At 67.7% G+C, this 21,105-nt stretch carries 16 protein-coding genes and 1 tRNA gene; 7 read left to right on the forward strand and 10 right to left on the reverse strand.

Annotated features, from left to right (window positions below; translation table 11 throughout):
• Window positions 1-40: 40 nt before the first annotated feature.
• Window positions 41-2,314, reverse strand: coding sequence for a lysylphosphatidylglycerol synthase transmembrane domain-containing protein (locus HNQ73_RS08820; protein ID WP_183334386.1), 2,274 nt, complete (start codon window positions 2,312-2,314; stop codon window positions 41-43).
• Window positions 2,315-2,934: 620 nt separating this feature from the next.
• Here HNQ73_RS08820 and HNQ73_RS08825 point away from each other — a divergent pair.
• Window positions 2,935-3,075, forward strand: coding sequence for a hypothetical protein (locus HNQ73_RS08825; protein WP_183334388.1), 141 nt, complete (start codon window positions 2,935-2,937; stop codon window positions 3,073-3,075).
• Window positions 3,076-3,188: 113 nt separating this feature from the next.
• Here the strand turns inward: HNQ73_RS08825 and HNQ73_RS08830 are convergent.
• Together HNQ73_RS08830 and HNQ73_RS08835 are read right to left on the reverse strand one after the other, a co-directional pair.
• Window positions 3,189-3,262 (reverse strand) — tRNA-Gln (locus HNQ73_RS08830).
• A 232-nt stretch (window positions 3,263-3,494) separates the two neighbouring features.
• Entirely contained in the window at window positions 3,495-3,890 is a 396-nt protein-coding gene (locus tag HNQ73_RS08835) for a hypothetical protein (protein ID WP_183334390.1), read from the reverse strand.
• A 308-nt stretch (window positions 3,891-4,198) separates the two neighbouring features.
• Here HNQ73_RS08835 and HNQ73_RS08840 point away from each other — a divergent pair, with 308 nt between their 5' ends.
• Both HNQ73_RS08840 and HNQ73_RS08845 read left to right on the forward strand, forming a co-directional pair.
• On the forward strand, window positions 4,199-5,203 hold the full coding sequence (locus tag HNQ73_RS08840; RefSeq protein WP_373284902.1) for a Fe(3+) ABC transporter substrate-binding protein: 1,005 nt from the start codon (window positions 4,199-4,201) through the stop codon (window positions 5,201-5,203).
• A gap of 178 nt (window positions 5,204-5,381) precedes the next feature.
• Window positions 5,382-7,121, forward strand: a complete 1,740-nt coding sequence (locus tag HNQ73_RS08845; protein ID WP_183334394.1) for an ABC transporter permease — start codon at window positions 5,382-5,384, stop codon at window positions 7,119-7,121.
• A 53-nt stretch (window positions 7,122-7,174) separates the two neighbouring features.
• On the opposite strand, the gene HNQ73_RS08850 is transcribed toward HNQ73_RS08845, so the two are convergent.
• Window positions 7,175-9,133, reverse strand: a complete 1,959-nt coding sequence (locus HNQ73_RS08850) for an acetoacetate--CoA ligase (RefSeq protein WP_183334396.1) — start codon at window positions 9,131-9,133, stop codon at window positions 7,175-7,177.
• A gap of 194 nt (window positions 9,134-9,327) precedes the next feature.
• Here HNQ73_RS08850 and HNQ73_RS08855 point away from each other — a divergent pair, with 194 nt between their 5' ends.
• Window positions 9,328-11,193, forward strand: coding sequence for an AsmA family protein (locus tag HNQ73_RS08855; protein WP_183334398.1), 1,866 nt, complete (start codon window positions 9,328-9,330; stop codon window positions 11,191-11,193).
• Window positions 11,194-11,196: 3 nt separating this feature from the next.
• On the opposite strand, the gene HNQ73_RS08860 is transcribed toward HNQ73_RS08855, so the two are convergent.
• The 3 genes from HNQ73_RS08860 to HNQ73_RS08870 are packed head-to-tail and all read right to left on the reverse strand — an operon-like array spanning window position 11,197 to window position 14,119.
• The gene (locus HNQ73_RS08860) at window positions 11,197-11,988 is read right to left on the reverse strand and encodes an ABC transporter permease (protein ID WP_183334400.1); all 792 of its coding nucleotides are present in this window, start codon (window positions 11,986-11,988) and stop codon (window positions 11,197-11,199) included.
• Entirely contained in the window at window positions 11,985-12,920 is a 936-nt protein-coding gene (locus tag HNQ73_RS08865; protein ID WP_183334936.1) for an ABC transporter permease, read from the reverse strand. Before HNQ73_RS08865 ends, HNQ73_RS08860 begins: the two co-directional genes overlap by 4 nt.
• Window positions 12,921-12,943: 23 nt before the next feature.
• Window positions 12,944-14,119 (reverse strand): ABC transporter ATP-binding protein, encoded by a 1,176-nt coding sequence (locus HNQ73_RS08870; protein WP_183334937.1) that lies wholly within the window; start codon window positions 14,117-14,119, stop codon window positions 12,944-12,946.
• A 158-nt stretch (window positions 14,120-14,277) separates the two neighbouring features.
• Here HNQ73_RS08870 and HNQ73_RS08875 point away from each other — a divergent pair, with 158 nt between their 5' ends.
• Both HNQ73_RS08875 and HNQ73_RS08880 read left to right on the forward strand, forming a co-directional pair.
• Entirely contained in the window at window positions 14,278-15,675 is a 1,398-nt protein-coding gene (locus HNQ73_RS08875; RefSeq protein ID WP_183334402.1) for a glutamine synthetase family protein, read from the forward strand.
• Window positions 15,676-15,703: 28 nt separating this feature from the next.
• The gene (locus HNQ73_RS08880) at window positions 15,704-16,984 is read left to right on the forward strand and encodes an NAD(P)/FAD-dependent oxidoreductase (RefSeq protein ID WP_183334404.1); all 1,281 of its coding nucleotides are present in this window, start codon (window positions 15,704-15,706) and stop codon (window positions 16,982-16,984) included.
• 10 nt (window positions 16,985-16,994) lie between these two features.
• Here the strand turns inward: HNQ73_RS08880 and HNQ73_RS08885 are convergent, their stop codons facing one another.
• From HNQ73_RS08885 to HNQ73_RS08895, 3 genes are all read right to left on the reverse strand, one after another.
• Window positions 16,995-17,681 carry a Crp/Fnr family transcriptional regulator gene (locus tag HNQ73_RS08885; protein ID WP_183334406.1) on the reverse strand — a complete coding sequence of 229 codons (687 nt, stop codon included), beginning with the start codon at window positions 17,679-17,681 and terminating at the stop codon, window positions 16,995-16,997.
• A 115-nt stretch (window positions 17,682-17,796) separates the two neighbouring features.
• Window positions 17,797-18,489 (reverse strand): aquaporin, encoded by a 693-nt coding sequence (locus tag HNQ73_RS08890; RefSeq protein WP_183334408.1) that lies wholly within the window; start codon window positions 18,487-18,489, stop codon window positions 17,797-17,799.
• 257 nt (window positions 18,490-18,746) lie between these two features.
• On the reverse strand, window positions 18,747-18,968 hold the full coding sequence (locus HNQ73_RS08895) for a hypothetical protein (protein ID WP_183334410.1): 222 nt from the start codon (window positions 18,966-18,968) through the stop codon (window positions 18,747-18,749).
• A 165-nt stretch (window positions 18,969-19,133) separates the two neighbouring features.
• Between HNQ73_RS08895 and HNQ73_RS08900 the strand changes: the two genes are divergently transcribed.
• Entirely contained in the window at window positions 19,134-21,005 is a 1,872-nt protein-coding gene (locus HNQ73_RS08900; protein ID WP_183334412.1) for an ABC-F family ATP-binding cassette domain-containing protein, read from the forward strand.
• The last annotated feature ends 100 nt before the right edge of the window (window positions 21,006-21,105 follow it).

The following is a 21,105-nucleotide window of genomic DNA, read 5'->3' on the forward strand; positions in this document are numbered from 1 at the left end:
TACATAGAGGGGCAGTCTGTGCCAAGCGTGCAGCGGGATCTCAACCGGAGGACGATTCGGACATTCGCGGCGCGGATGCCTGCCGGCCCGGCAGGCCGCTGCAGGCCAGCGGCACCAGCAGTCCCAGCACGAACCAGAAGATGCGCTGGTAGAAGAAATCCTGCGACATCCCGCCGAGGCAGAAGACGGTGAGGCAGATGAGCGCCGCATTGGCAGGCACGGCCGTGTCAGGCCTGCCGCGCTGCCCGAGAAGGCCACGCACGAAGAGCAGCAGGGCTGCGGCGAACATCGACAAGCCGACGAGCCCCATCTCCGCCAGTACCCAGACGGGAACGTTGTGAATGACCTGGCTGGTCTTGCCCTGCACGAGACGGTCGTGGATGAAGCCCCCGAGCCCATGGCCGAACAACGGCGCCTCGCGCCACAGCTCGAGCCCGCGCCAGACAGTCTCCCAGCGCTCGCTGTCGGCATAGGCGCGTTCCATGCCCCTCGCGAAGGTCGTCAGCATGGCGCCTCCCCCTCCATCCCCCGCGAAGGTCGTCAGCATGGCGCCTCCCCCTCCGCCCCCCGCGAAGAAGAGGGACAGGACGATCCTGACGAGCACCTCGACGATGGGAATGGCAGCGATGAAGCCGAGCCCTGCCAGGATGGCGAGAAGCAGCTCCCGCCGTACCGGCGGCATCCAGACGCTTGTGAGAATGGTCGCCGTGCCCAGCAGGATCCAGCCGGTGCGCGACTGGGCGAACACCACAGCGACCACGAGCACGGCCGGAATGAGGTGAACGCCCGCTTTCGGCCTGCCGACGGAGGCCAGCGCCCTCAAGGCGAAGAAGGCCGTGAAGGCGATCACGCACTGGAAGGAGAAGGCGTTGCTGTCCCCCAGATAGCCCTCGAGCCTCACCACATTGAAGCCGGGCGGTGCATAAGGCGTGTAGGTCGTGACAAGATAGAGCGCGATCTGCATCGCGGCGACGATGGCGATGGCGCTCGTGACCAGATGGACGGCGCGCAGAAGCCGCGCCCGGCCGCTGTGCGCCCACAGCAGGAAGCCGACCCCGAAATAGGACAGGATGACGAACCACCCCATTGTGCGGTTGACGAACGCCCAGGACAGGAAGCCGTGGTTGACGTAGCCGATGGCGAGGGACAGGCCAATGGCGGCGGAAAGCAGCACAATCGGCGGGACAACCCATCGCGCGGGGCGGATGATCGGCTGCGTCCAGCTCCAGGTCAGCGCGAGCACCGCCGACGCCGACACCGCCAGCAAATCAGCCAGGTTCACGTTCAGCCAGTGGGTCGGCATCGGCACCCGCAGCTGGAACATCACGCTGAGCGGCAGGAGAAAGGCCGCGAGCGCGGCGAACAGGCGGTCGATGTCGTCGCGCGTGGCGATGATCCGCGGGGCCTGCGCGCCGGGCCGCGCCCGCCCCGGCCGGATCGTCATGAAAGGTACGGCCACGAGGCAACCGATGACGAGAACGAGCGACAATAGACCGATGGCGACCCCGACAGCTGCCCCTATCGCCGCCGGCACACCGAGTGCGCCGAGCACGTGGGCAGCGCTCAACTCGCGGATGCCCCAGCCGGCAAAGCTGATGGGCAGGGCGGCGAGGAACATGACCACCGCCAGCGCGGCGAGCGCCGCAACGGTCGGCACCGGCTCCCCGTAGGCCGAGAACTGGGCGTAGAAGGCGCCGAGCATGGCGCAGTGCGCGAGAATGGACAGAAAGAAGCAGCCTGCGAGCACCGACCACACGAGCTGCCCCGACAGCTGCGCGAGGAGCCGCTTCAGCTGGCGCATGTTGGCAAGCCCGTAGAGCAGCACGACTGCGATCAGCGACAGGATGAAATAGGCGAAATAGCCCCCGCCGCCTTCGACATCGAACACGATTCGCCCAAGCGTGTAGGCCCCGCCGGCGAGCGCGAAGAGAAGCAGCGATCCGAGCGCGATCATGCGCTCGAGGAAGCTGAGGAAGGTGATTGCCGAGGGAGAGACGCCCGCTTCGGCGAGGACCGCGGACCTGCCCACCGCCTGGCCCACCACGCTGAAGATGAGCTGGTTGCCCAGATGCCCGAGCATGAAGGCACGCGCCGCCTGCCAGACCGGCACCCTCAGCCCGAGCGCCCTGAACGAGTAGCAGAAGCGCACGAACGACAGGTAGAAGTTCAGCACGATGCAGAAGAAGGCGAGGATCGTCTCGGGCCCGATCCCGCGCTCGATCGCAGTCAGCAGGCCGCCGAGGTCAACCTGCATCACTACGGCGATCGCTGCGAGCACGGTCAGCGCGACCGTCAGGCCGCGTCGAATGCGCATGCCATGGGTCCTCCCTGAATCAGGCGAAGGCCCCCCACGCCATAACGCCCGAGCAAAATCGCCAATTTCTGGGCGCAGCCGGCAGCTTTGCAGCCGATGGCGGGTGAGATTCAGCAAATGCGTTGCAACCTGCGACGCTCACCGCCCGGCACGGCCCCCGGAAGCGCGAACAATGCGGCGTCAGCCGCTCCTGGACATCAGCCTGTCGATAAGCCGTCGCATGCGCCCGGTGTGCCTCGGGACTTCCTTCGCCTGAACAAGCAGGTCACGCTCCCGAGCGAGCGCCCGGAGCATCCTGGCCGCCGTCACCAGTCTCTCGCGCGACGAGAGGCGCGTGGCAGAAGCGCTTTCCTGCAAGAGACGCCGCGCAAGGCGCTCCACCTTTTCCGTGGACGTGTCGACCATACTCACTCCGACGCATACTATCGGAGCGGAGTTAACACATGTGCCCCGCTGATCGAATAGCGGCCGGCGCTCGGCGGCCATGTCCGGCGGTCACCCCAACACGACGTCGCCGCCCGCCACGCGCGAGGAGGGCCTTGCCATCTCCATCTGGCCGGGATGCATAATCATGCTGGGATGCGCCGGGCTGCGGTGCCTCCTCGCCGAGAGAGGGGACGATGGCCAACTGGCCGGAACAGGAGCCGCCGGACGACGTGCGCGAGATGCGGCCGAGCGGCTGTCTCATCATCCTGGCGGTGATGCTGCTGGCGGCCCTCATCGCCGTGGCGGTTCACGGGCTGCGCGGCGGCCTGTCCTGACCGTCGCAACGCGAGCCATCGGACCGACCGGGCTGCAGCGAAGCTGTAAAGGATGTGCGAAACCGCCCGCTCGGGCCGTCTTGTGTCAGGGCGGATTGTTGTGGGATTTCAGATGGCTGGGGGACGTGGATTCGAACCACGACTAACGGAGTCAGAGTCCGCTGTTCTACCGTTAAACTATCCCCCAAGAGAAACAACGACTTAGCCGCTGTTTTTGTACCCTTGGCGTCCGCGGGGGTACGAACTCCCGTTCGGTGTGCGTTCTGATAGAGGCCACGGGGTGGGGTGTCAAGGGATGTCGCAATCGGGCGTGTGGATTTAACAGCCAAGATCGCCGGTCGACGACCCCGCTCACAGAGATCGGCGGAAGAGCCGCCGTTGCTGTGGATCGATCCGCAAGCGGTGTGCCGGCCCCTTTCTCAGCCGACATCCTCGACGGTGACGACGCGAAAGGTATGCATCTCGCCGTCGTCATCGCGGATCGAGACATACTCGCCCGGCACCCAGACATGATCGCCCAGGCGGAAGCCCGCCTCGTCGTCGTCCTCCGCCGCCGCGTCATAGTCGAACACCCAGGTCGAGCCGCCCCTGCCGCCAGCCCGGTGCACAAGGTGGCCGAGTTCTGTCCGCTCGCCGGCCCAGAAGCGGCGCACGCGGCACGCCTCGCGGTGCTTGCGCCACGTTTCCACGTCGAGGCGATTATCCGCGTCAAGCGGCGCGATGATCTCGTAGCCGTGGCGGGCCGAGCCCTGCGGGAACTCCCGCGAGCGGGCGAGCTGCAGCGTGATGCGCTTGAAGCCGGCAGGCACACTCATGATCATCTCCCCAGCCTTGCGGGCGCCGTCACGGCCTGTCCTCGCACGGCCGTAAGGCCCACGGTCATGATCGCGCCGCGGCAACCGCAAACGCAAGCGCAACAGATGCCGCAGCAGAGCGCCGCTGACGTGCATCCCCCCTCGCCCCTGCTCTTTAGAGAGATTATAAACTATTGATTTGATTGGCTTTTTTGTTGACGCGCCGCTTTCGGGGCGGCATACGCTTGCACCAAAGGCAAATGACGGGTCCGCGCGGGCTCTGTCCCGGACCGAGGAGGCTACACATGCAACGCTATGCTCGCACGCTCATGGGCGCCGTTTCGTTCCTCGTCGCGGGAATGGGTGCTGGCACGGCTCTCGCGCAGGAGGTCAACCTCTATACGACGCGCGAGCCCGGGCTCATCAAGCCGTTGCTCGAAGCCTTCACCGAGAAGACAGGCATCAAGGTCAACACCGTCTTCGTCAAGGACGGGCTCGGCGAGCGCGTTGCCGCCGAGGGCCAGAACTCCCCGGCCGACGTGCTGATGGTGGTTGACTTCGGCAACCTCATCGACCTCGTCGATCGCAACGTGACGCAGCCTATCCAGTCCAAGGTGCTGGAGGACGCGATTCCGGCCAACCTGCGCGACAAGGACGGTAATTGGTTCGCCCTGACGATGCGCGCCCGCGTGCTCTATGCCTCCAAGGACCGCACCAACATCGACGCCTTTACCTATGAGGAGCTGGCCGATCCCAAGTGGAAGGGCAAGGTCTGCATCCGCTCGGGCCAGCATCCCTACAACACGGCGCTGATCGCCACCATCATCGCCAAGGACGGCCCCGAGCGGGCCGAAGAGTGGCTGAAGGGCGTGAAGGCCAATCTCGCCCGCAAGGCCGGTGGCGGCGACCGCGAGGTTGCGCGCGACATCCTCGGCGGCATCTGCGACATCGGCATCGGCAATTCCTACTATGTCGGCCTGATGCGCTCCGGCGCCGGCGGCCCGGACCAGCAGAAGTGGGGCGAAGCGATCAAGGTCGTGCTGCCGACCTTTGCCAACGGCGGCACGCACGTGAACGTCTCCGGCGCCGCCATCGCCAAGAACGCGCCGCACAAGGAAGAGGCCATCAAGCTCCTCGAGTTCCTCGTGTCCGATGAGGGGCAGGAGCTCTACGCCAAGGCGAACTTCGAATATCCCGTGAAGGCCGGCGTGAAAGCCGACCCGATCATCGCCAGCTTCGGCGAGCTCAAGGTCGACCCGTCCCTGCTGACGGACATTGCCAAGCACCGGAAGGCTGCAAGCCAGCTCGCCGACAAGGTCGGCTTCGACAACTGAAGGCGGGCGTGGCAGGCGGACCCCTTCGCCGCCCCCGGCCCGAGACGTTGATGACACGATCTGACCGGACGTTTCCCCGTCCCGGTGCGCTCCCTGGGCGCCCCGGGACTGTCCGTTTCCACCGCGTGCCGGCGGCGGCCGGCCCCGGCGCTCTTCTTCCCGACCGAACGGTGCTGCGATGACCATTGCCACCGCCGGCAGGGAGCACGCCGGACCCTGCCTGCGCCGCGCCCCCTCCCCGCTCTCGGGCTGGCTCCTGGCCGCCGGCCTCATCGCCCTCGGTGTCCTGGCGCCGGTTGCGGCCCTCGCCTGGTTCGCCGCCCAAGGCTCCGGCGATCTCTGGCCGCACCTCATCAATACAGTGCTGCCACAGGCGATCCGCGACACGGCGATGCTGCTTGCTGGAGTCGGCGCGCTCGTCATCGTCATCGGCACGGGCTCAGCCTGGCTCGTGACGGCCTACGACTTTCGAGGGCGTGCGGTGCTCGACTGGGCGCTGCTGCTGCCCCTCGCCATACCGACCTACATTGTTGCCTACGCCTATCTTGACCTGCTGCACCCCATCGGCCCGGTGCAGACGACGCTGAGGACCCTGCTGGGGATCGCCAACCCGCGCGACCTGCCATTTCCCGACGTCAGGTCCATGGGGGGCTGCATCCTCCTGCTCAGTCTCGTGCTCTACCCCTACGTCTATCTCTCGACGCGGGCGATGTTTCTGATGCAGGCAGCCAGCCTCGTCGAGGTGGCGCGCACGCTCGGCCACGGGCGCCGGCGCGTGTTTTTCCATGTGGCGCTGCCGCTCGCGCGCCCAGCTATCGTTGTCGGCACGAGCCTTGCGCTGATGGAGGCCCTCAACGACATCGGCGCGTCCGAATTTCTCGGCGTGCGCACGCTCACAGTGTCGATCTACGCAACGTGGATCAACCGCTCCAGCCTGCCGGGCGCGGCGCAGATCGCGCTCGTGATGCTGGTGCTTGTAATCTCGCTCATCCTCATCGAGCGCTGGGCGCGCCGCCGCCAGCGCTATGCGGCCGCGGCGCAGCAGGCGCGCCGGCTCGTGCCGCAGCGGCTCGAGGGTGCACGGGGGCTTGCCGCGCTCGCCCTCGGCCTGCTGCCGGTGCTGCTCGGCTTCTGCGTGCCGGCGCTGCACCTCGCCAACGAGGCGTACAAGCGGGTGTCCTTCGCCGGACTCTCCTCCGACCTTCTCGAGGAGACCGTCAACACCGTCACGATGGCGGCCGTCGCCACGGCCGTCACCATCGCGCTCGGTCTTGTCGTCGCCTACTCGGCACGCATCGTGCAGCGGCGGCAGGCCGACATCCTCGCGCGGCTTGCCAGCGTCGGCTACGCCATTCCCGGAACGGTGCTCGCCATCGGCCTGCTGACGCCGCTCGCCGCCTTCGACAATGCGGTCGACGGGGTGATGCGCAGCCTCTTCGGCATCTCGACAGGCCTCATCCTGTCAGGCTCGGGCGTCGCGCTCGTCTATGCCTATGTCGTGCGCTTCCTCGCCGTGGCCAATGGCGGCATCGAGGCGGGGCTCGCCAAGGTTCCCCATTCCCTCGACCACGCGGCCCGGGCGCTGGGGCAGAGCCGGCTCGGCACACTGCTCGGCGTACACCTGCCGCTGGTGCGCCCGGCCCTGCTGAGCGCAGCCCTGCTCGTCTTTGTCGATTGCATGAAGGAGCTGCCGGCAACGCTGCTGTTGCGGCCGCTCAACTTCGAGACGCTGGCGACGCACCTCTACGCGGAAGCCGCGCGCGGCACCTACGAGGACGGCGCGGTCGCCGCCCTGCTGATCGTGGCCTTCGGCCTCGTGCCCGTCATCCTGCTCGCCCGCATGAGCCGCGGCCGCTACGCCGTCTCCCTGCGCGCCTCAAGTTCCGGGGTGGACCGCCCCGCCTCCTTCAGGCCGTGATCTCCGGCCGGCGCCGCATCATCTGTGGCGCCTCCGGCTCAGGAAGCCTCCGGTCACTCCTTGAGTTCAGGAAGATCCCTGTAGAGATCGAGCGCCTCGGGGTTGGCGAGCGCTTCCTTGTTCTTCACCTCACGGCCATGCACCACGTCGCGCACCGCAAGCTCCGTAATCTTGCCGGACTTGGTGCGCGGGATGTCCGCCACCTGGACGATGCGCGCCGGCACGTGGCGAGGGCTCGCCCCGGTGCGCACCTCGCGCCGGATGCGCTCTTTCAGGGCATCGTCGAGCACCACGCCCTCGCGCAGGCGAACGAAAAGAACGACGCGCACGTCGTTGTCCCACTCCTGGCCGATGGCAAGCGCCTCCACAACCTCGGGAATGCGCTCGACCTGCGCGTAGATCTCGGCCGTGCCGATGCGCACGCCACCAGGGTTGAGGGTGGCATCCGAGCGGCCGTGGATGATGAGGCCTCCGTGCTCGGTCCACTCGGCGAAGTCGCCGTGGCACCAGATGCCCTCGAAGCGCTCGAAGTAGGCGGCGTGATACTTCTTGCCGCCGGGGTCGTTCCAGAACATCACCGGCATGCAGGGAAAGGCACGGGTACAGACGAGCTCGCCCTTGCCGGAGCGGATGGGCTTGCCCGTCTCGTCCCACACCTCGACGGCCATGCCGAGGCCTGGCGCCTGGATCTCGCCCCTGTAGACCGGCGAGATCGGGCTGCCGCCGACGAAGCAGGAGACGATGTCCGTGCCGCCGGAAATCGAGGCCAGATGCACGTCCGGCTTGATGGCCTCGTAGACGTAATCAAAGCTTTCCGGCGCCAGCGGCGAGCCGGTGGAGGTGATGAGGCGAACGCTCGAGAGGTCGTGCGTGCGGGCAGGCGCGAGCCCGGCCTTCCTGCAGGCGTCGATATATTTCGCCGAGGTGCCGAAGAGCGTGATGCGCTCGGCCTGGGCGAGGTCGAACAGCACCGATGGCTCGGGATGGAAGGGCGAACCGTCGAAGAGGATCAGCGTCGCCTCGGTGGCAAGGCCGGAGGCCAGCCAGTTCCACATCATCCAGCCACAGGTGGTGAAGTAGAAGAAGCGGTCGCCCGCCCTCAGGTCGCACTGCAGGCGGTGCTCCTTGAGGTGCTGCAGCAGGGTGCCGCCCGCGCCGTGAACGATACACTTCGGCACACCCGTCGTGCCCGAGGAGAAGAGGATGCACAGCGGGTGGTTGAAGGGCAGGCGCTCGTATGTCACCGGCCGGGCGGCATACTGCGCCGTGATGGCCGGCAGCGTCGTCGCCTCCTTGCCGAGGCTTTCCGCCACTTCATCGGCGATACCGATGTAGGGCACGACCAGCACCGCCGCGAGGCTCGGCAGACGTGCCACCACCTCACGCACCTTGTCGGTGAGGTCGAGCCGCTTACCCGCATAGAAATAGCCGTCGATGGCGATGAACACCTTCGGCTCGATCTGGCCGAAGCGGTCGATGACGCCTTGCACGCCAAAGTCCGGCGAGCAGGAGGACCAAGTGGCGCCGAGCGAGGCGGTGGCCAGCATGGCGGCGATGGTCTCGGGCCGGTTCGGCATCATGGCCGCAACACGGTCTCCGACGCCGACGCCCTGGGCTGCGAGCCACTGCTGGAGGCGAGAGACGAGTGCGTGGAGGTCCGCCCAGGTCAAACGCAGGGAAGAGCCGTCCTCTCCCCTGAAGACCATGGCCTCGCTCGCGCCGTTGCAGCGCAGGAGGTTCTCAGCGAAGTTGAGGCGCGCGTCAGGGAAGAACCTGGCCCCCGGCATGCGATCATCGACAAGGACGCGCTCGCCCTTCTCCCCGATCACACCGCAAAAGTCCCACAGGGCGGACCAGAAGGCCTCGCGTTCCGCGATGGAGAAGGCATGGATGTCAGCATAGTCGGCAAAGCGCCTCCCGACACGCTCACCGAGGAAGTCCATGAACCGCCGCAGGGCCGTTTCCGCCACACGTTCAGGCGAAGGGGTCCATAAAGGGGCGGCATGGGTCATCGTTGCTGTCCTCCCTGGATTGTTGCCGGCGGTGATAGCGCGCCTTGCATTGTCCATAAAGCGTCAATATCGCTCGGCATAGAAGGGCAAGAATCCTATGCGCGGCGGCTGAATCGGCGTAAAGGATCAGACTGCCTTATGACTGGGTTGCGCCGTCGGTCCTCAGCCGGGGCCAACGGCGGACGCGAGTGGCAATGACGAGGTCCAAGCTCTTTCTGGTTACGGCCGCCGTCCTTTTGGTCTGCGCCATGGCAGTGATGCCGTGGACGCTGGCCACGACGCCGCTTGCCACTTCCATCGGCGAGGAGCTGCGGCGCACCACGGGCCTTTCCCTCGCGACCGACGGCAAGGCCACCTTCGCGCTCCTGCCCGTGCCGCGCGTCAAGCTGGAGAACGTCAGCCTGCAGACACCGCAGGGCGAGGAGGTGGCGCAGGCCCGCCAGCTCCGCGGCGAGCTGCGACTGCTGCCCCTGCTTTTCGGGCGGATGGAGCTCGTCGAGGTCACGCTTGTGCAACCGCGGCTCGACCTCAGCCGCATCGGGACGCTGCGCGATCTGTGGGCCGTGCTGAACGCGCACACCGGGCGCGAGATCGCGAGCCGGCGGGACGGCACCGCCAACGGCCGCCATGTCGGGCGTCTTGTCATCATCGACGGGCTCGTCCTGACGCGCGCGAAGGACGCGGGCCCCGCCCTCGCCAGCCAGGCCAATCTCGTCGTCTACTGGCCCTCGCTCACCGGACCGCTCGCGGTGGCGGGCAGGGTACAGTGGCGCGGCGAGCCGGTGGATCTCCAGATCGAATCCTTCTCGCCGGCGGCGATTGTGGACGGCCGCGCCTCACCCCTCGCCGTCAAGCTGCAGAGCCCGCTCGGCGACCTCGCCTTCAAGGGCGAAATCACCAGTTCGGACGATCCGCAGCTCAACGGCGACCTGCGCGTCTCGACCCGGTCCCTGCGCTGGGCCGACAGCCAGTTCGGCGGCGTGGTGCCCCTCGGCCATCTCGTGGAAGCCTTCTCGCTCTCCGGCCCCGTATCCCTGTCATCGCGCGGGCTGCTGCTGCCGCAGGCGAGCATCGAGATCGACCGCTACCGCATCGACGGTGCGATCACTGCACGTTTCGATCAGGCGCGCCTCGCTGTCTCTGGCACGCTAGCGGCTGAGGAGTTGCAGCTCGCACGCTTCCTGCGCCCGCTCCTGCCGACGCGCGGCTCCGACGGCGGCTGGAGCCGTGATGCGCTTGCCACGCGCTGGCTCGAGCAGGCGGACCTCGACCTGCGTCTGTCGATCACCAAGGCCCACTACGAGCGGATGCCTGTCGAGAACATCGCGGGCTCCATGCAGATCAGGAACGGCCGGCTCGAGATCGCCCTCGGGCGGGCCGGCCTGCACGGCGGCACAATCAAGGGTCGGCTCATCATGTCCCCCTCCCCGGCAGGCTATGACGTGCGCCTGACCGGCCAGGCGGACAAGGTGAACCTCCTCGGCCTGCTCAACGACACGGCCAACATCACCCGTTTCTCGGGCCATGGCACTGCCCAGTTTCAGTTCGAGGCGGCGGGCGCCTCCTTCGCCGAGCTCGCGCACGCCCTGCGCGGACAGTGCCAGTTCGAAATTTCGGCGGGTTCGATCGCCGGCGTGAACCTGCCGGAGCTCGCCCGGCGCGTGGAGGCGCGCCCCCTCGCCGCGGCGCTTGACTGGCGCGGCGGGCGCACACCCTTCGAGAGCATCACGGGGCAGCTGACGATCAGCGAAGGCATCGCCGACATCGGCACGGTGGAGATGACCACGCCGGGCGCACGCGGTCTCATGACCGGCCACGTCTTCGTCGGCGAGCGGCGTCTTCTGCTCGACGCCACCGTTACGTCGCCGAAGGCATCGGCTTCGACGGTTCCGTCCGGCTTCCCGCTCAAGATCCGCGGCAGCTGGGACGACCCGATCGTCGGGCCTGATGTCGACGCGCTCATCCAGCGCTCCAGCGCGGCGGCGCCCTTTTTCCTCACCGCGTCGCCGCCGCAGGTGCCACCGGCAGATCTCTCGTCGGCGGGCGGCACGCTGCAGTAGGCGCTAGCGGCCCGCCATTGCCTGCCGCTTGGTGGCGAGAGAGGCGGAGATCACGCCCACCGTCACCAGCGCCACCAGAATGGTACAGACAGCGTTGATCTCCGGCGTCACGCCGAGGCGCACCTGGCTGTAGATGCGCATCGGCAGCGTGGTCGCGCCCGGCCCCGAGGTGAAGCTCGCGATCACGAGGTCATCGAGCGACAGCGTGAAGGCGAGCAGGAAACCCGCCAGCACCGACGGCGCGATGAGCGGCAGCGTGATCGTGAAGAAAGTCTTCAGCGGCGGGCAACCGAGGTCCATCGCCGCCTCCTCGAGGCTGCGGTCGAAGTCGACGAGCCGCGCCTGCACCACCACCGTGACAAAGCACATGGTGAAGGTCGTGTGCGCGAGGACGACGGTCCAGAAGCCCCGGTCGAAGTCGACAGCGACGAAGAGCAGCAGCAGCGACAGGCCGGTGATCACCTCCGGCATCACGAGCGGGGCATAGACCATGCCCGTGAACAGCGTGCGGCCCGGATAGCGCCCGTAGCGCACGAGCGCGAGCGCCGCGAGCGTGCCGAGGACAGTCGCCGCCGCCGCCGACAGGAAGGCGACACGCAGCGACACCCAGGCGGCTTCCAGGAGCTGCTCGTTCTTCAGCAGGGAGGCATACCACTGCGTCGAGAAGCCGCCCCAGACCGTGACGAGCCGCGAGGCGTTGAACGAGTAGACGACCAGGATGAGGATGGGCAGGTAGAGAAAAGCAAAGCCCAGCGTCAGGGCCGTCGCGTCGAAAAAGCCGAAACGCCGGTTCATTGCGCCTTCTCCCAGCGCCGGGCCTCGATGTCGCGATAGGCGACGATGGGGCCGACGAGCAACACCAGCAGCACGACGGCGACCGCCGAGGCGAGCGGCCAGTCGCGGTTGGAGAAGAACTCGCTCCACAGTGTCCGCCCGATCATCAGCGTCTCCGAGCCGCCGAGCAGGTCTGGAATGACGAACTCGCCCACCACAGGGATGAAGCACAGGAGACAGCCGGCGAGGACGCCGGGCATGGCGAGCGGCACCGTGATGCGCCAGAAGGCCCGCCACGGCGGGCAGCCGAGGTCCTCCGCCGCCTCGAGCAGCGTGTAGTCGAACTTCTCCAACGTCGCGTAGAGCGGCAGCACCATGAAGGGCAGATAGGAATAGACAATGCCGATGAACACGGCCGTATCCGTGTTCATGATCTGCAGCGGCTCGCTGATCAGGCCGAGGTTGATGAGCAACGCGCTGAGCAGCCCTTCGGGCTTCAGGATGCCAATCCAGGCATAGACGCGGATGAGGAAGCTCGTCCAGAACGGCAGGATGACGAGCATGAGGAGCGTCGGACGCCAGCGTTCCGGCGCCTTCGCCATGGCATAGGCGATGGGAAAGCCGATGGCGAGCAGCAGCACCGTCGACACGGCCGCGATGCGCAGCGAGGAGATGAAGGACGAGAAATAGAGGCTGTCTTCGAGCAGCAGCGTGAAGTTGTAGAAGCTGAGCTGCGAGAAGGCCTCGCGCAGACCCTCGAAGCCCTGCGAGAGGTCAAAGACTGGCCGGTAGGGCGGCTGCGCCGTCGCCGGCTCCGACAGCGCGATCTTGAAGACGATGGCAAAGGGAACGAGAAAGAAGAAGGCCAGCCAAAGAAAGGGCACCGCCGGCACGAGGGCCGACGGTGCCCTGCCGAGCGCGCCCCGATCCGGCGGGCGCGGAGCCACATCCATCCTTTCCTGATCGCTCATCGTCTTCACCGCGTCAGAACGACGCCCGCCTCGGGCGCGAAATGAACGAAGACCTTGTCGTCCCAGCTCAGGGGCCGCTCGACGAAACGGGTGACATTGGCGCGCGAGACGCGCAGCGTCTTGCCGCTCGCGAGGCGCACCAGATAGATCGTCCAGTCGCCGAGATAGCCGATGTCCCAGATCGTGCCGGCGAAGACGTTCGGCGTGTGAGGCGGCGGCTCCTCCTGGGTCAGCACGAGCTTCTCCGGCCGCAGGGCGAGCGCCACCTCGCGCCCCGGCGACAGCGGCTCGGCGACACCGGCGACGGAGACGGGTTCGGGCGCATCGGCCACCGCGAGCGTGCAGCGCCCCTCCCCGGCCGCGATAACCTTGCCTTCGAGGATGTTCACGTCGCCGATGAACTCCGCCACGTAGCGGCTCGCCGGCTGCTCGTAGATCTCGCCCGGCGTCGCCACCTGGACGATGCGGCCGTGGTCCATCACAGCGATGCGGTCGGCCATCGTCATCGCCTCCTCCTGGTCGTGCGTGACGACGAGGAAGGTCATGCCGAGCTTCACCTGCAGGTCCATCAGCTCGAACTGCGTCTCCTCCCGCAGCTTCTTGTCGAGCGCGCCAAGCGGCTCATCGAGCAGCAGCACCTTGGGGCGCTTGGCGAGGGCGCGGGCGAGCGCCACGCGCTGGCGCTGGCCGCCCGAGAGCTGCGACGGGCGGCGGCGCGCGAAGGGCTCGAGCTGCACGAGGCGCAGCATCTCGACCACGCGGTCGGCGATCTCCGCCTTGGGAAGCCTGTCCTGCTCCAGGCCGAAGGCGATATTGCGCTCCACGCTCATGTGCGGGAAGAGCGCGTAGGACTGGAACATCATGTTGACGGGGCGCCTGTAGGGTGGCACCCCGGACAGGTCTTGGCCGGCGAGCACGATGCGCCCCTCGCTCGCCGCCTCGAAGCCGGCGAGCATGCGCATCAGCGTGGTCTTGCCGCAGCCCGAGGGGCCGAGCAGGCAGAAGAACTCGCGCTCGTAGATGTCGAGCGACAGGTTGTCGACCGCCGTGACCTCTCCGTACCGTTTCGTTACTTGCTCGAAACGGATGAGGGGGATCGCTCCGGGGTCAGCCCAGGGGGCAAAATCGCGCCGCACGGCACCGATTGCCAACGAACCTCGCCTGCGACCGTCGACAGCCATGGACATTCCGGCGAACCTCCCAAACCGGACCGTTGCGGCCGGCACGTTATTCGCAGCCGGGCCGCGCGACAACAAGTCTGCAGGGCTTTCCCACCCTGCCGACGGTTGACAGCGCAAGGTGTGGCACCGTTACCTCTTTCCACACGCAGGTAGGTGACATGGCCAAGAAGAAAGCGCACCAGCACAAGGCGACCCCCGCGCCCCGTGGAGCCGCCTCCATCGAAGAGGCGCGCGCCTTCGTCGCCAAGCGCGGCATTGAGGAGATCGAATGCGTCGTCCCGAATCAGGCGGGAGTGGCACGGGGCAAGGTGATGCCCGCGGAGAAGTTCTTCCGCAGCCCCTCCATGAGCCTGCCGGGAGCCATCTTCTACCAGACGATCGCGGGCGACTATCCGCACGAGGTGCTTGACCAGGATGCCCCGGCGGACGGCGACCTCGTGCTGATCCCGGATTTCTCCACCATCACCCTCGTGCCGTGGGCGAATGACCCGACGGCCCAGATCATCCACGAGGCCTTCTATCGCGACGGCCGCCCCGTCGACCACGCGCCGCGGCAAGTGCTGAAAAGCCTCATCGAGCGCTACCGCCGCCGCGGCTGGCAGCCGATTGTCGCGCCCGAGATCGAATTCTACCTCGTCAAGAAGAATCTCGACCCGGACTATCCGCTGGAGCCGCCCATCGGCCGCTCGGGCCGGGCAGAGATCGGCCGGCAGGCCTACTCCATCGCCGCCGTCAACGAGTTCGACGACCTGTTCGAGCTGATCTACGATTACTCGGAAGCGCAGGGGCTTGAGATCGACACCCTGATCCACGAGGAAGGCGCCGGGCAGATGGAGATCAACCTGCGCCACGGCGACCCGCTGGACCTCGCCGACCAGGTGTTCCTCTTCAAGCGCACCATCCGCGAAGCGGCGCTGAAGCACGACATGTATGCCACCTTCATGGCCAAGCCCATCGCCCACCAGCCGGGCTCGGCCATGCACATCCACATGTCGGTGACGGACATCGAGACGGGCCGCAACATCTTCTCCGACAAGGAGGGCAAGCCGACTGACGAGTTCTTCTCGTTCATCGGCGGCCTGCAGGCGCATCTGCCGGCGGCGATGTCCATGCTCGCGCCCTACGTCAATTCCTACAGGCGGCTGACACGCTACTCCGTGGCGCCGATCAACGTCGCCTGGGGCTACGACAACCGCACCACGGGGCTCCGCATCCCGCCGTCGGAGCCCTCGGCCCGGCGCGTCGAAAACCGGATTCCATCCTCGGACGCCAACCCCTACCTTGCCATCGCGGCCTCGCTCGCCTGCGGCCTGCTCGGCCTCGAGGAAGGGCTCAAGCCGAGCGAGCCGGTGCTCGGCTCGGCCTATTCGCTCGACTACGACCTGCCGCGCGGCATTCTCGAGGCGGCGACCGCGCTCGAGGAGAGCGAGGCCCTGACCAGCATCTTCGGCGAGAGCTTCGTGCGCACCTACACCGCCGTGAAGCGGGCCGAGTTCGAGACCTTCATGGAGGTCATCAGCCCGTGGGAACGCGAGTTCCTGCTGCTGAACGTGTGACCGGCGAGTGAGCGAAGGACCAGCGCCTGTGCCGAGCCTCCCCGCCGGCGGCAACCTCTACGAGACAACGGCTCCGCCCCTCCCACCGCAGCCCGCGCTCGACGGCTCGGCGCAGGCCGACGTCGCCGTGGTCGGGGCCGGATTCACCGGGCTCGGCGCGGCGCTAACGCTGGCGCGGGCAGGATTGAAGGTCATCGTCGTCGAGAAAGGCCGCGTCGGCGCAGGCGCATCCGGCATCAATGGCGGCCAGATCCACCCCGGCCAGCGGCGCGACCAGCGCTGGCTGGAGGAGAAGGTGGGCCCGATGCGGGCCCGCGCGCTCTGGGACTATGCGTGGGAGGCGCACCGCTGGCTCTTCCAGCTCATCGGCGAGGAGGCCATCGCCTGCGCGCCCCGGCGCGGCCTGCTTACGCTGGCGCACCGCCCCTCCCTCTTCCGCGACCTGGCGGCCGACGCCGAGCATCTCGCACGCCACTATGGTGCAAGCCACCTCACGGTGATCGAGCGGGAGGAGCTGTCGCGCTACACGGGCGCCCAGGGCTATTACGGCGCCGTCTTCGATGCCGAGGGCGGGCATCTCGACCCGCTCGCCCTCACGCGGGGGCTCGCCGCGGCCGCACTCGCTGCCGGCGCGCGCATCGCCGAAGAGACCCCTGCGACGGCAGTAGCGCGCACGGGCGCGGGATGGCGCCTCGCCACGCCGCGGGGCGACATCGAGGCGGCCACCATCGTCGTCACCGGCGACGGCAACAACGGCCGGCTGGTGCCGGCGGTGGCCGACCACGTCATGCCGATCGTCAACTTCATGGTCGCCACCGAGCCGCTCGGCCCGCTGGCCGATGCCGTCCTTGCCGGGCCCTACGCGGCCGCCGACACGCGCTTCGTGGTCAACTACTTCCGCCGCACGGCGGACGGACGCCTTGTCTTCGGCGGGGGCGAGAGCTACGGCGCCGCGCTGCCGCGCAATTTCGCCCGGCGCGTGCTGCGGCGCATGCTGCCAATCTTCCCCATGCTCGCCGACGTCCGCATCACCCACGGCTGGGGCGGTGTGCTCGGCATCACCTCGCCTCGCCTGCCCTTCGTGCGCCGGCTCGAACCGGGGCTTTATGTCGCCTCCGGCTACAGCGGCCAGGGCGTCATGCTCGCCCCCTTCACCGGGCGCGCCATTGCGGAAGCCATCCTCGGCGATGACCGGCGGCTGTCGGTGATGACGGATCTTCCCGTACCACGGCTGCCCGGCGGCCGGCTGTTGCGCCGGCCGCTGCTGGTTGCGGCAATGCTGGGCTTCTCCCTGCTCGACAGGCTCTGACGGGAGCGTCCTAGAGGTCCTCCCGCAAGGCCTCGGCGACACGGGCCTCGAGCACTTCCGGCTTCTTGAGGATGAGCGCCCCGCGCGTGCGCTCCACGAGGTTCTCGTTGGTGAGGGCGGTGAACTCGCGCGTCACCTGCTCGCGCCGGCAACCGATACGCGCCGCGAGCACGTGATGGTAGGGCGGCGGCGTCACCACCCGCTCGCCGGGATGGCCGGCGCGCGGCTGTGACAGGCGCAGCAGCTCCGAATAGAGCCGGTGCCTGAGGTCGAGCACTGAATGCTCCATGAGGCGGGCGTTGAGTTCGCGCACGCGACCTGCCAGCAGCCGCAGGACCTTGTCGCAGACCACCCTGGAGGCGAAGACGATCTCGCGGAACACGGCGGCGGGCATGATGCACACCTCGCCGCGCGTCAGCGCTGTCACGTTCGCCGAGCGCTTGACGCCGTCAATGGCGGCAAGCTCGCCGAAGAACTGGCCGCCGCGCATCTCGCCGAGGATGACCTCCTTGCCCGACTGGGTGCGCACCAGGATGCGGACGTCGCCGGCAACCAGGAAGTAGACGTCCGTCGAGGCATCCTCGAAGTCCACGAGCACCTCGTTCTCGTCGAAGCGCCGCCAGTTGCAGCGCGTCTCGAAGGGGCCGAGATCGATGTCGACATCCTTGAAATAGGCAACCCGCGTCAGCGATGCCATGGCTCCTCCCCCCAGCGGCCGAAGAACGAACGGACAAGCCGCCCCCGGACGATACGCCGCATCGCATCGTTCTTTCCCCGGGCCGCGAGGTCAAGACCGCGGCCCGGGGCGAATCTCACGCTTCGAGCGCGCCGGAGCGGAAGGCGAGCCCGGCGCACAGCCCGCCCAGGATAGGCGCGACGATAAACAGCCAGAGCTGCGCCAGCGCCTGTCCGCTGACGAACACGGCCGGGCCGAGCGACCGGGCCGGATTGACCGACACGCCGGTGACGTTGATGAACACGATGTGGATGACGACCAGCGTCAGGCCGATGGCGAGCCCGGCTGCGGGTGTCGTGCCGGCCCTGGACGTCGCCCCGAGGATGACGGCGGTGAAGAGGAAGGTGGCCACGAACTCGGCAACGGCAGCGGCGGCCGTGCCATACGCGCCGAGATACCCTTCCCCCCACCCGTTTTGGCCGAGCCCACCCGTCGCCACGTCATAGCCGCCTGCCCGGCCGCTGGCGATGAGCAGGAGGATCCCCGCCCCGACGACGCCGCCGAGGCACTGGGCGATGATGTAGCCCGGCACGTCGGAGGCCGGCATACGCCCCGCCGACCAGACGGCGATGGTGACTGCCGGATTGATGTGGCAGCCCGAGACAGGACCGATGCCATAGGCCATCGCGGTGACGGCGAGGCCGAAAGCGAAGGCGACAGGCAGCATGCCGAGCGGGAACTCCGCCCCATAGCCGCCGAGAACGACAGACCCGCAACCGAACAGAACGAGGCAAGCAGTGCCGAGCAGTTCAGCCAGATACTTCTTCATGTCTGCCCCCCTATGAGGCGGTTCGCCCTGGAGATGGCCGGGCACAGGAATCGGCCGGCCGAGCAGACGAAAGTGGAACACTGATCGCGCTCCAAATAAAGCAAAATATCACGGTCTCTATTTGCAATAATTAAAACAGAAACTGCCGGCTTTCAGAAATACAAAATTCTAATTCTTTAACCCACTCGCAAAATCTGCCTCCGTCCGGATCGGAAGGCCACCGGCCAGACGTCACCGCACCGCTCGCAGCCTCGCGGTCAGCAGCGCGAAAGCTGCGCCGCGCCCTCCGCCACGTGGCGAGCCAGATCGGCCACAGTCAGAGCCGGGAGCACCTCGCCGACGGGCTCTGCGGCGGGGGCCGGCGGCAGGCGCCGCGCCCAGGCGCTTTCGACGACCACGGCGATGCCGGCGACGAGAGCGAGGACGGCGAGCACGAGGGCGCCGAGGGAATGCTGGGTATCGGAACGGCGACGCGACATGGCGAATCACAAGCTGTACACAGACCTTCAACAGGCCCTGCGTGACTTATCCACAGGGCAGCTTCGCGGCGGCATTGTGGCGACGATGTGGCGGCGCGGAACCGGTTGTGCGCCCCCCCACGCACCGGGACTTGCCCGCCGCGGCACGGCGCGCGACAAGACGCCATGCTGCACATCAACGATCTCACCTACCGGCTCGGCGAACGCATCATTCTCGACGGCGCGACGGCCGCCCTGCCGGCGAATGCCCACATTGGCCTCGTCGGCCGCAACGGCGCGGGCAAGACCACGCTGTTCCGCATCCTGCTCGGAGAGATCGCGCCAGAGAGCGGCTCCATCTCCATTCCGCGAAACCTGCGCATCGGCGCCGTCGCGCAGGAGGCGCCCGGCGGGCCTGAGCGGCTCATCGATGTCGTGCTCGCCGCCGACAGGGAACGGACGGCTCTCCTCGCCGAGGCCGAGACGACGGACGATCCCATGCGGCGGGCCGAGATCGAGACGCGCCTCGTCGACATCGGCGCCCATTCGGCGCCGGCGCGTGCTGCCGCCATCCTGCACGGCCTCGGCTTCGACGCGGAGGCGCAGCAGCGCCCGTGCTCGGACTTTTCCGGCGGCTGGCGCATGCGTGTGGCGCTCGCCGCGGTCCTCTTCTCCGAACCGGACCTGCTGCTGCTCGACGAGCCCACCAACTACCTCGACATCGAGGGCACACTCTGGCTCTACGACTACCTCGGGCGCTATCCGCACACGGTGCTCGTCATCAGCCACGACCGCGAGCTGCTCGACACGGCGGTCGACCACATCCTTCATCTCGACCAGGGCAAGCTGACCCTCTACCGCGGCGGCTACACCTCTTTCGACAGGCAGCGGCGCGAGAAGCTGGCCCTGCAGGCCAGGACGCGCATGAAGCAAGAGGCCGAGCGCAAGCGCCTCATGGCCTTCGTCGAGCGTTTCCGCGCAAAGGCATCGAAGGCGCGACAGGCGCAGTCGCGCCTGAAGCGGCTGGAGAAGATGGAGCCGATCGCCCCGGTCGCCGAGGAGGAGTCCCTGCCCTTCGACCTGCCCGGCCCGGCGCGGCCCCTGTCCGCGCCCCTCGTCGCCATGGAGGGCGTCGGCGTCGGCTACGATGGGCGCCTGGTACTGGACCGGCTCAACCTCACCATCCTCCCGGACGACCGCATCGCCCTGCTCGGCCCCAACGGCAACGGCAAGTCGACCTTCGCCAAGCTGCTGTCCGGCCGCCTGAAACCCATGAAGGGCGAGCTGCGCCATTCGCCGAAGCTGACGACGGCCTATTTCGCCCAGCACCAGCTCGACGAACTCATTCCGCACGAAACGCCGGTGCAGCATGTCGCAAGGCTGGTGCCGGACGCGCCGGAGGCGCACCAGCGCGCCCGCGCCGCGCGCATGGGCTTTCCCGGCGCCAAGGCCGACACGCCGGTCGCCAACCTCTCCGGCGGGGAGAAGGCGCGGCTGCTCATGGGCCTCGCCGCGTTCGTGGGGCCGCATCTGCTCATCCTCGACGAGCCGACCAACCACCTCGACATCGACAGCCGTCAGATGCTGATGGAGGCCATCAACGACTACGACGGGGCGGTGCTGCTCATCAGCCACGACCGCTTCCTGGTCGAAGCCTGCGCCGACCGGCTCTGGCTTGTCGCGAACGGAACGGTCAGGCCTTACGACGGCGATCTCGACGACTACCGCCGCATGGTGCTATCCGCCCCCGGAACCGGCGGACGCAGCGAGGGCGCCGGTGGAGAGAAGGCAGAGCGACGGCGCGAGTCGGCGCAGAAGCGCATCGCGCTCGGCCCCCTGCGCAAGCGCATCGAGGCGCTGGAGGCGCGGATGGAGAAGCTCTCGACTGCCATCGCCAAGGTCGACGCCGCTCTGGCCGAGCCCGACACCTTCAGGAAGAACCCGGAGAAGGCGGCCGAGCTGGCGCGCATGCGCGCCGAAGCGGCGGAAGCCTTGGCGAAGGCGGAGGAGGAATGGCTCTCGGCCTCGGCCGAGATGGAAGCCGCGACCGCGACGTGAGCTGTCGCTATTCATGAAACGAGAATGGGGGTGGGGTCCCTGAAAGGGACTTTCTTCCCCACCCATTCCGGTCTTATAGCCCCGGCGGCCCTTCCCGAGG

Source organism: Chelatococcus composti (assembly GCF_014201415.1).
In the GTDB taxonomy this organism is placed as follows: Bacteria; Pseudomonadota; Alphaproteobacteria; order Rhizobiales; family Beijerinckiaceae; genus Chelatococcus_A; species Chelatococcus_A composti.

What these genes read in the sequence shown, in the direction of transcription:
- HNQ73_RS08850 (WP_183334396.1), bottom strand. Translation starts at nt 9,133, where the DNA reads ATGACCCATGCCGCCCCTTTATGGACCCCTTCGCCTGAACGTGTGGCG.
- HNQ73_RS08845 (WP_183334394.1), top strand. Translation starts at nt 5,382, where the DNA reads ATGACCATTGCCACCGCCGGCAGGGAGCACGCCGGACCCTGCCTGCGC.
- HNQ73_RS08825 (WP_183334388.1), top strand. Translation starts at nt 2,935, where the DNA reads ATGGCCAACTGGCCGGAACAGGAGCCGCCGGACGACGTGCGCGAGATG.
- HNQ73_RS08840 (WP_373284902.1), top strand. Translation starts at nt 4,199, where the DNA reads ATGGGCGCCGTTTCGTTCCTCGTCGCGGGAATGGGTGCTGGCACGGCT.
- HNQ73_RS08895 (WP_183334410.1), bottom strand. Translation starts at nt 18,968, where the DNA reads ATGTCGCGTCGCCGTTCCGATACCCAGCATTCCCTCGGCGCCCTCGTG.
- HNQ73_RS08870 (WP_183334937.1), bottom strand. Translation starts at nt 14,119, where the DNA reads ATGGCTGTCGACGGTCGCAGGCGAGGTTCGTTGGCAATCGGTGCCGTG.
- HNQ73_RS08890 (WP_183334408.1), bottom strand. Translation starts at nt 18,489, where the DNA reads ATGAAGAAGTATCTGGCTGAACTGCTCGGCACTGCTTGCCTCGTTCTG.
- HNQ73_RS08865 (WP_183334936.1), bottom strand. Translation starts at nt 12,920, where the DNA reads ATGGATGTGGCTCCGCGCCCGCCGGATCGGGGCGCGCTCGGCAGGGCA.
- HNQ73_RS08900 (WP_183334412.1), top strand. Translation starts at nt 19,134, where the DNA reads ATGCTGCACATCAACGATCTCACCTACCGGCTCGGCGAACGCATCATT.
- HNQ73_RS08855 (WP_183334398.1), top strand. Translation starts at nt 9,328, where the DNA reads ATGACGAGGTCCAAGCTCTTTCTGGTTACGGCCGCCGTCCTTTTGGTC.
- HNQ73_RS08860 (WP_183334400.1), bottom strand. Translation starts at nt 11,988, where the DNA reads ATGAACCGGCGTTTCGGCTTTTTCGACGCGACGGCCCTGACGCTGGGC.
- HNQ73_RS08835 (WP_183334390.1), bottom strand. Translation starts at nt 3,890, where the DNA reads ATGAGTGTGCCTGCCGGCTTCAAGCGCATCACGCTGCAGCTCGCCCGC.
- HNQ73_RS08820 (WP_183334386.1), bottom strand. Translation starts at nt 2,314, where the DNA reads ATGCGCATTCGACGCGGCCTGACGGTCGCGCTGACCGTGCTCGCAGCG.
- HNQ73_RS08885 (WP_183334406.1), bottom strand. Translation starts at nt 17,681, where the DNA reads ATGGCATCGCTGACGCGGGTTGCCTATTTCAAGGATGTCGACATCGAT.
- HNQ73_RS08875 (WP_183334402.1), top strand. Translation starts at nt 14,278, where the DNA reads ATGGCCAAGAAGAAAGCGCACCAGCACAAGGCGACCCCCGCGCCCCGT.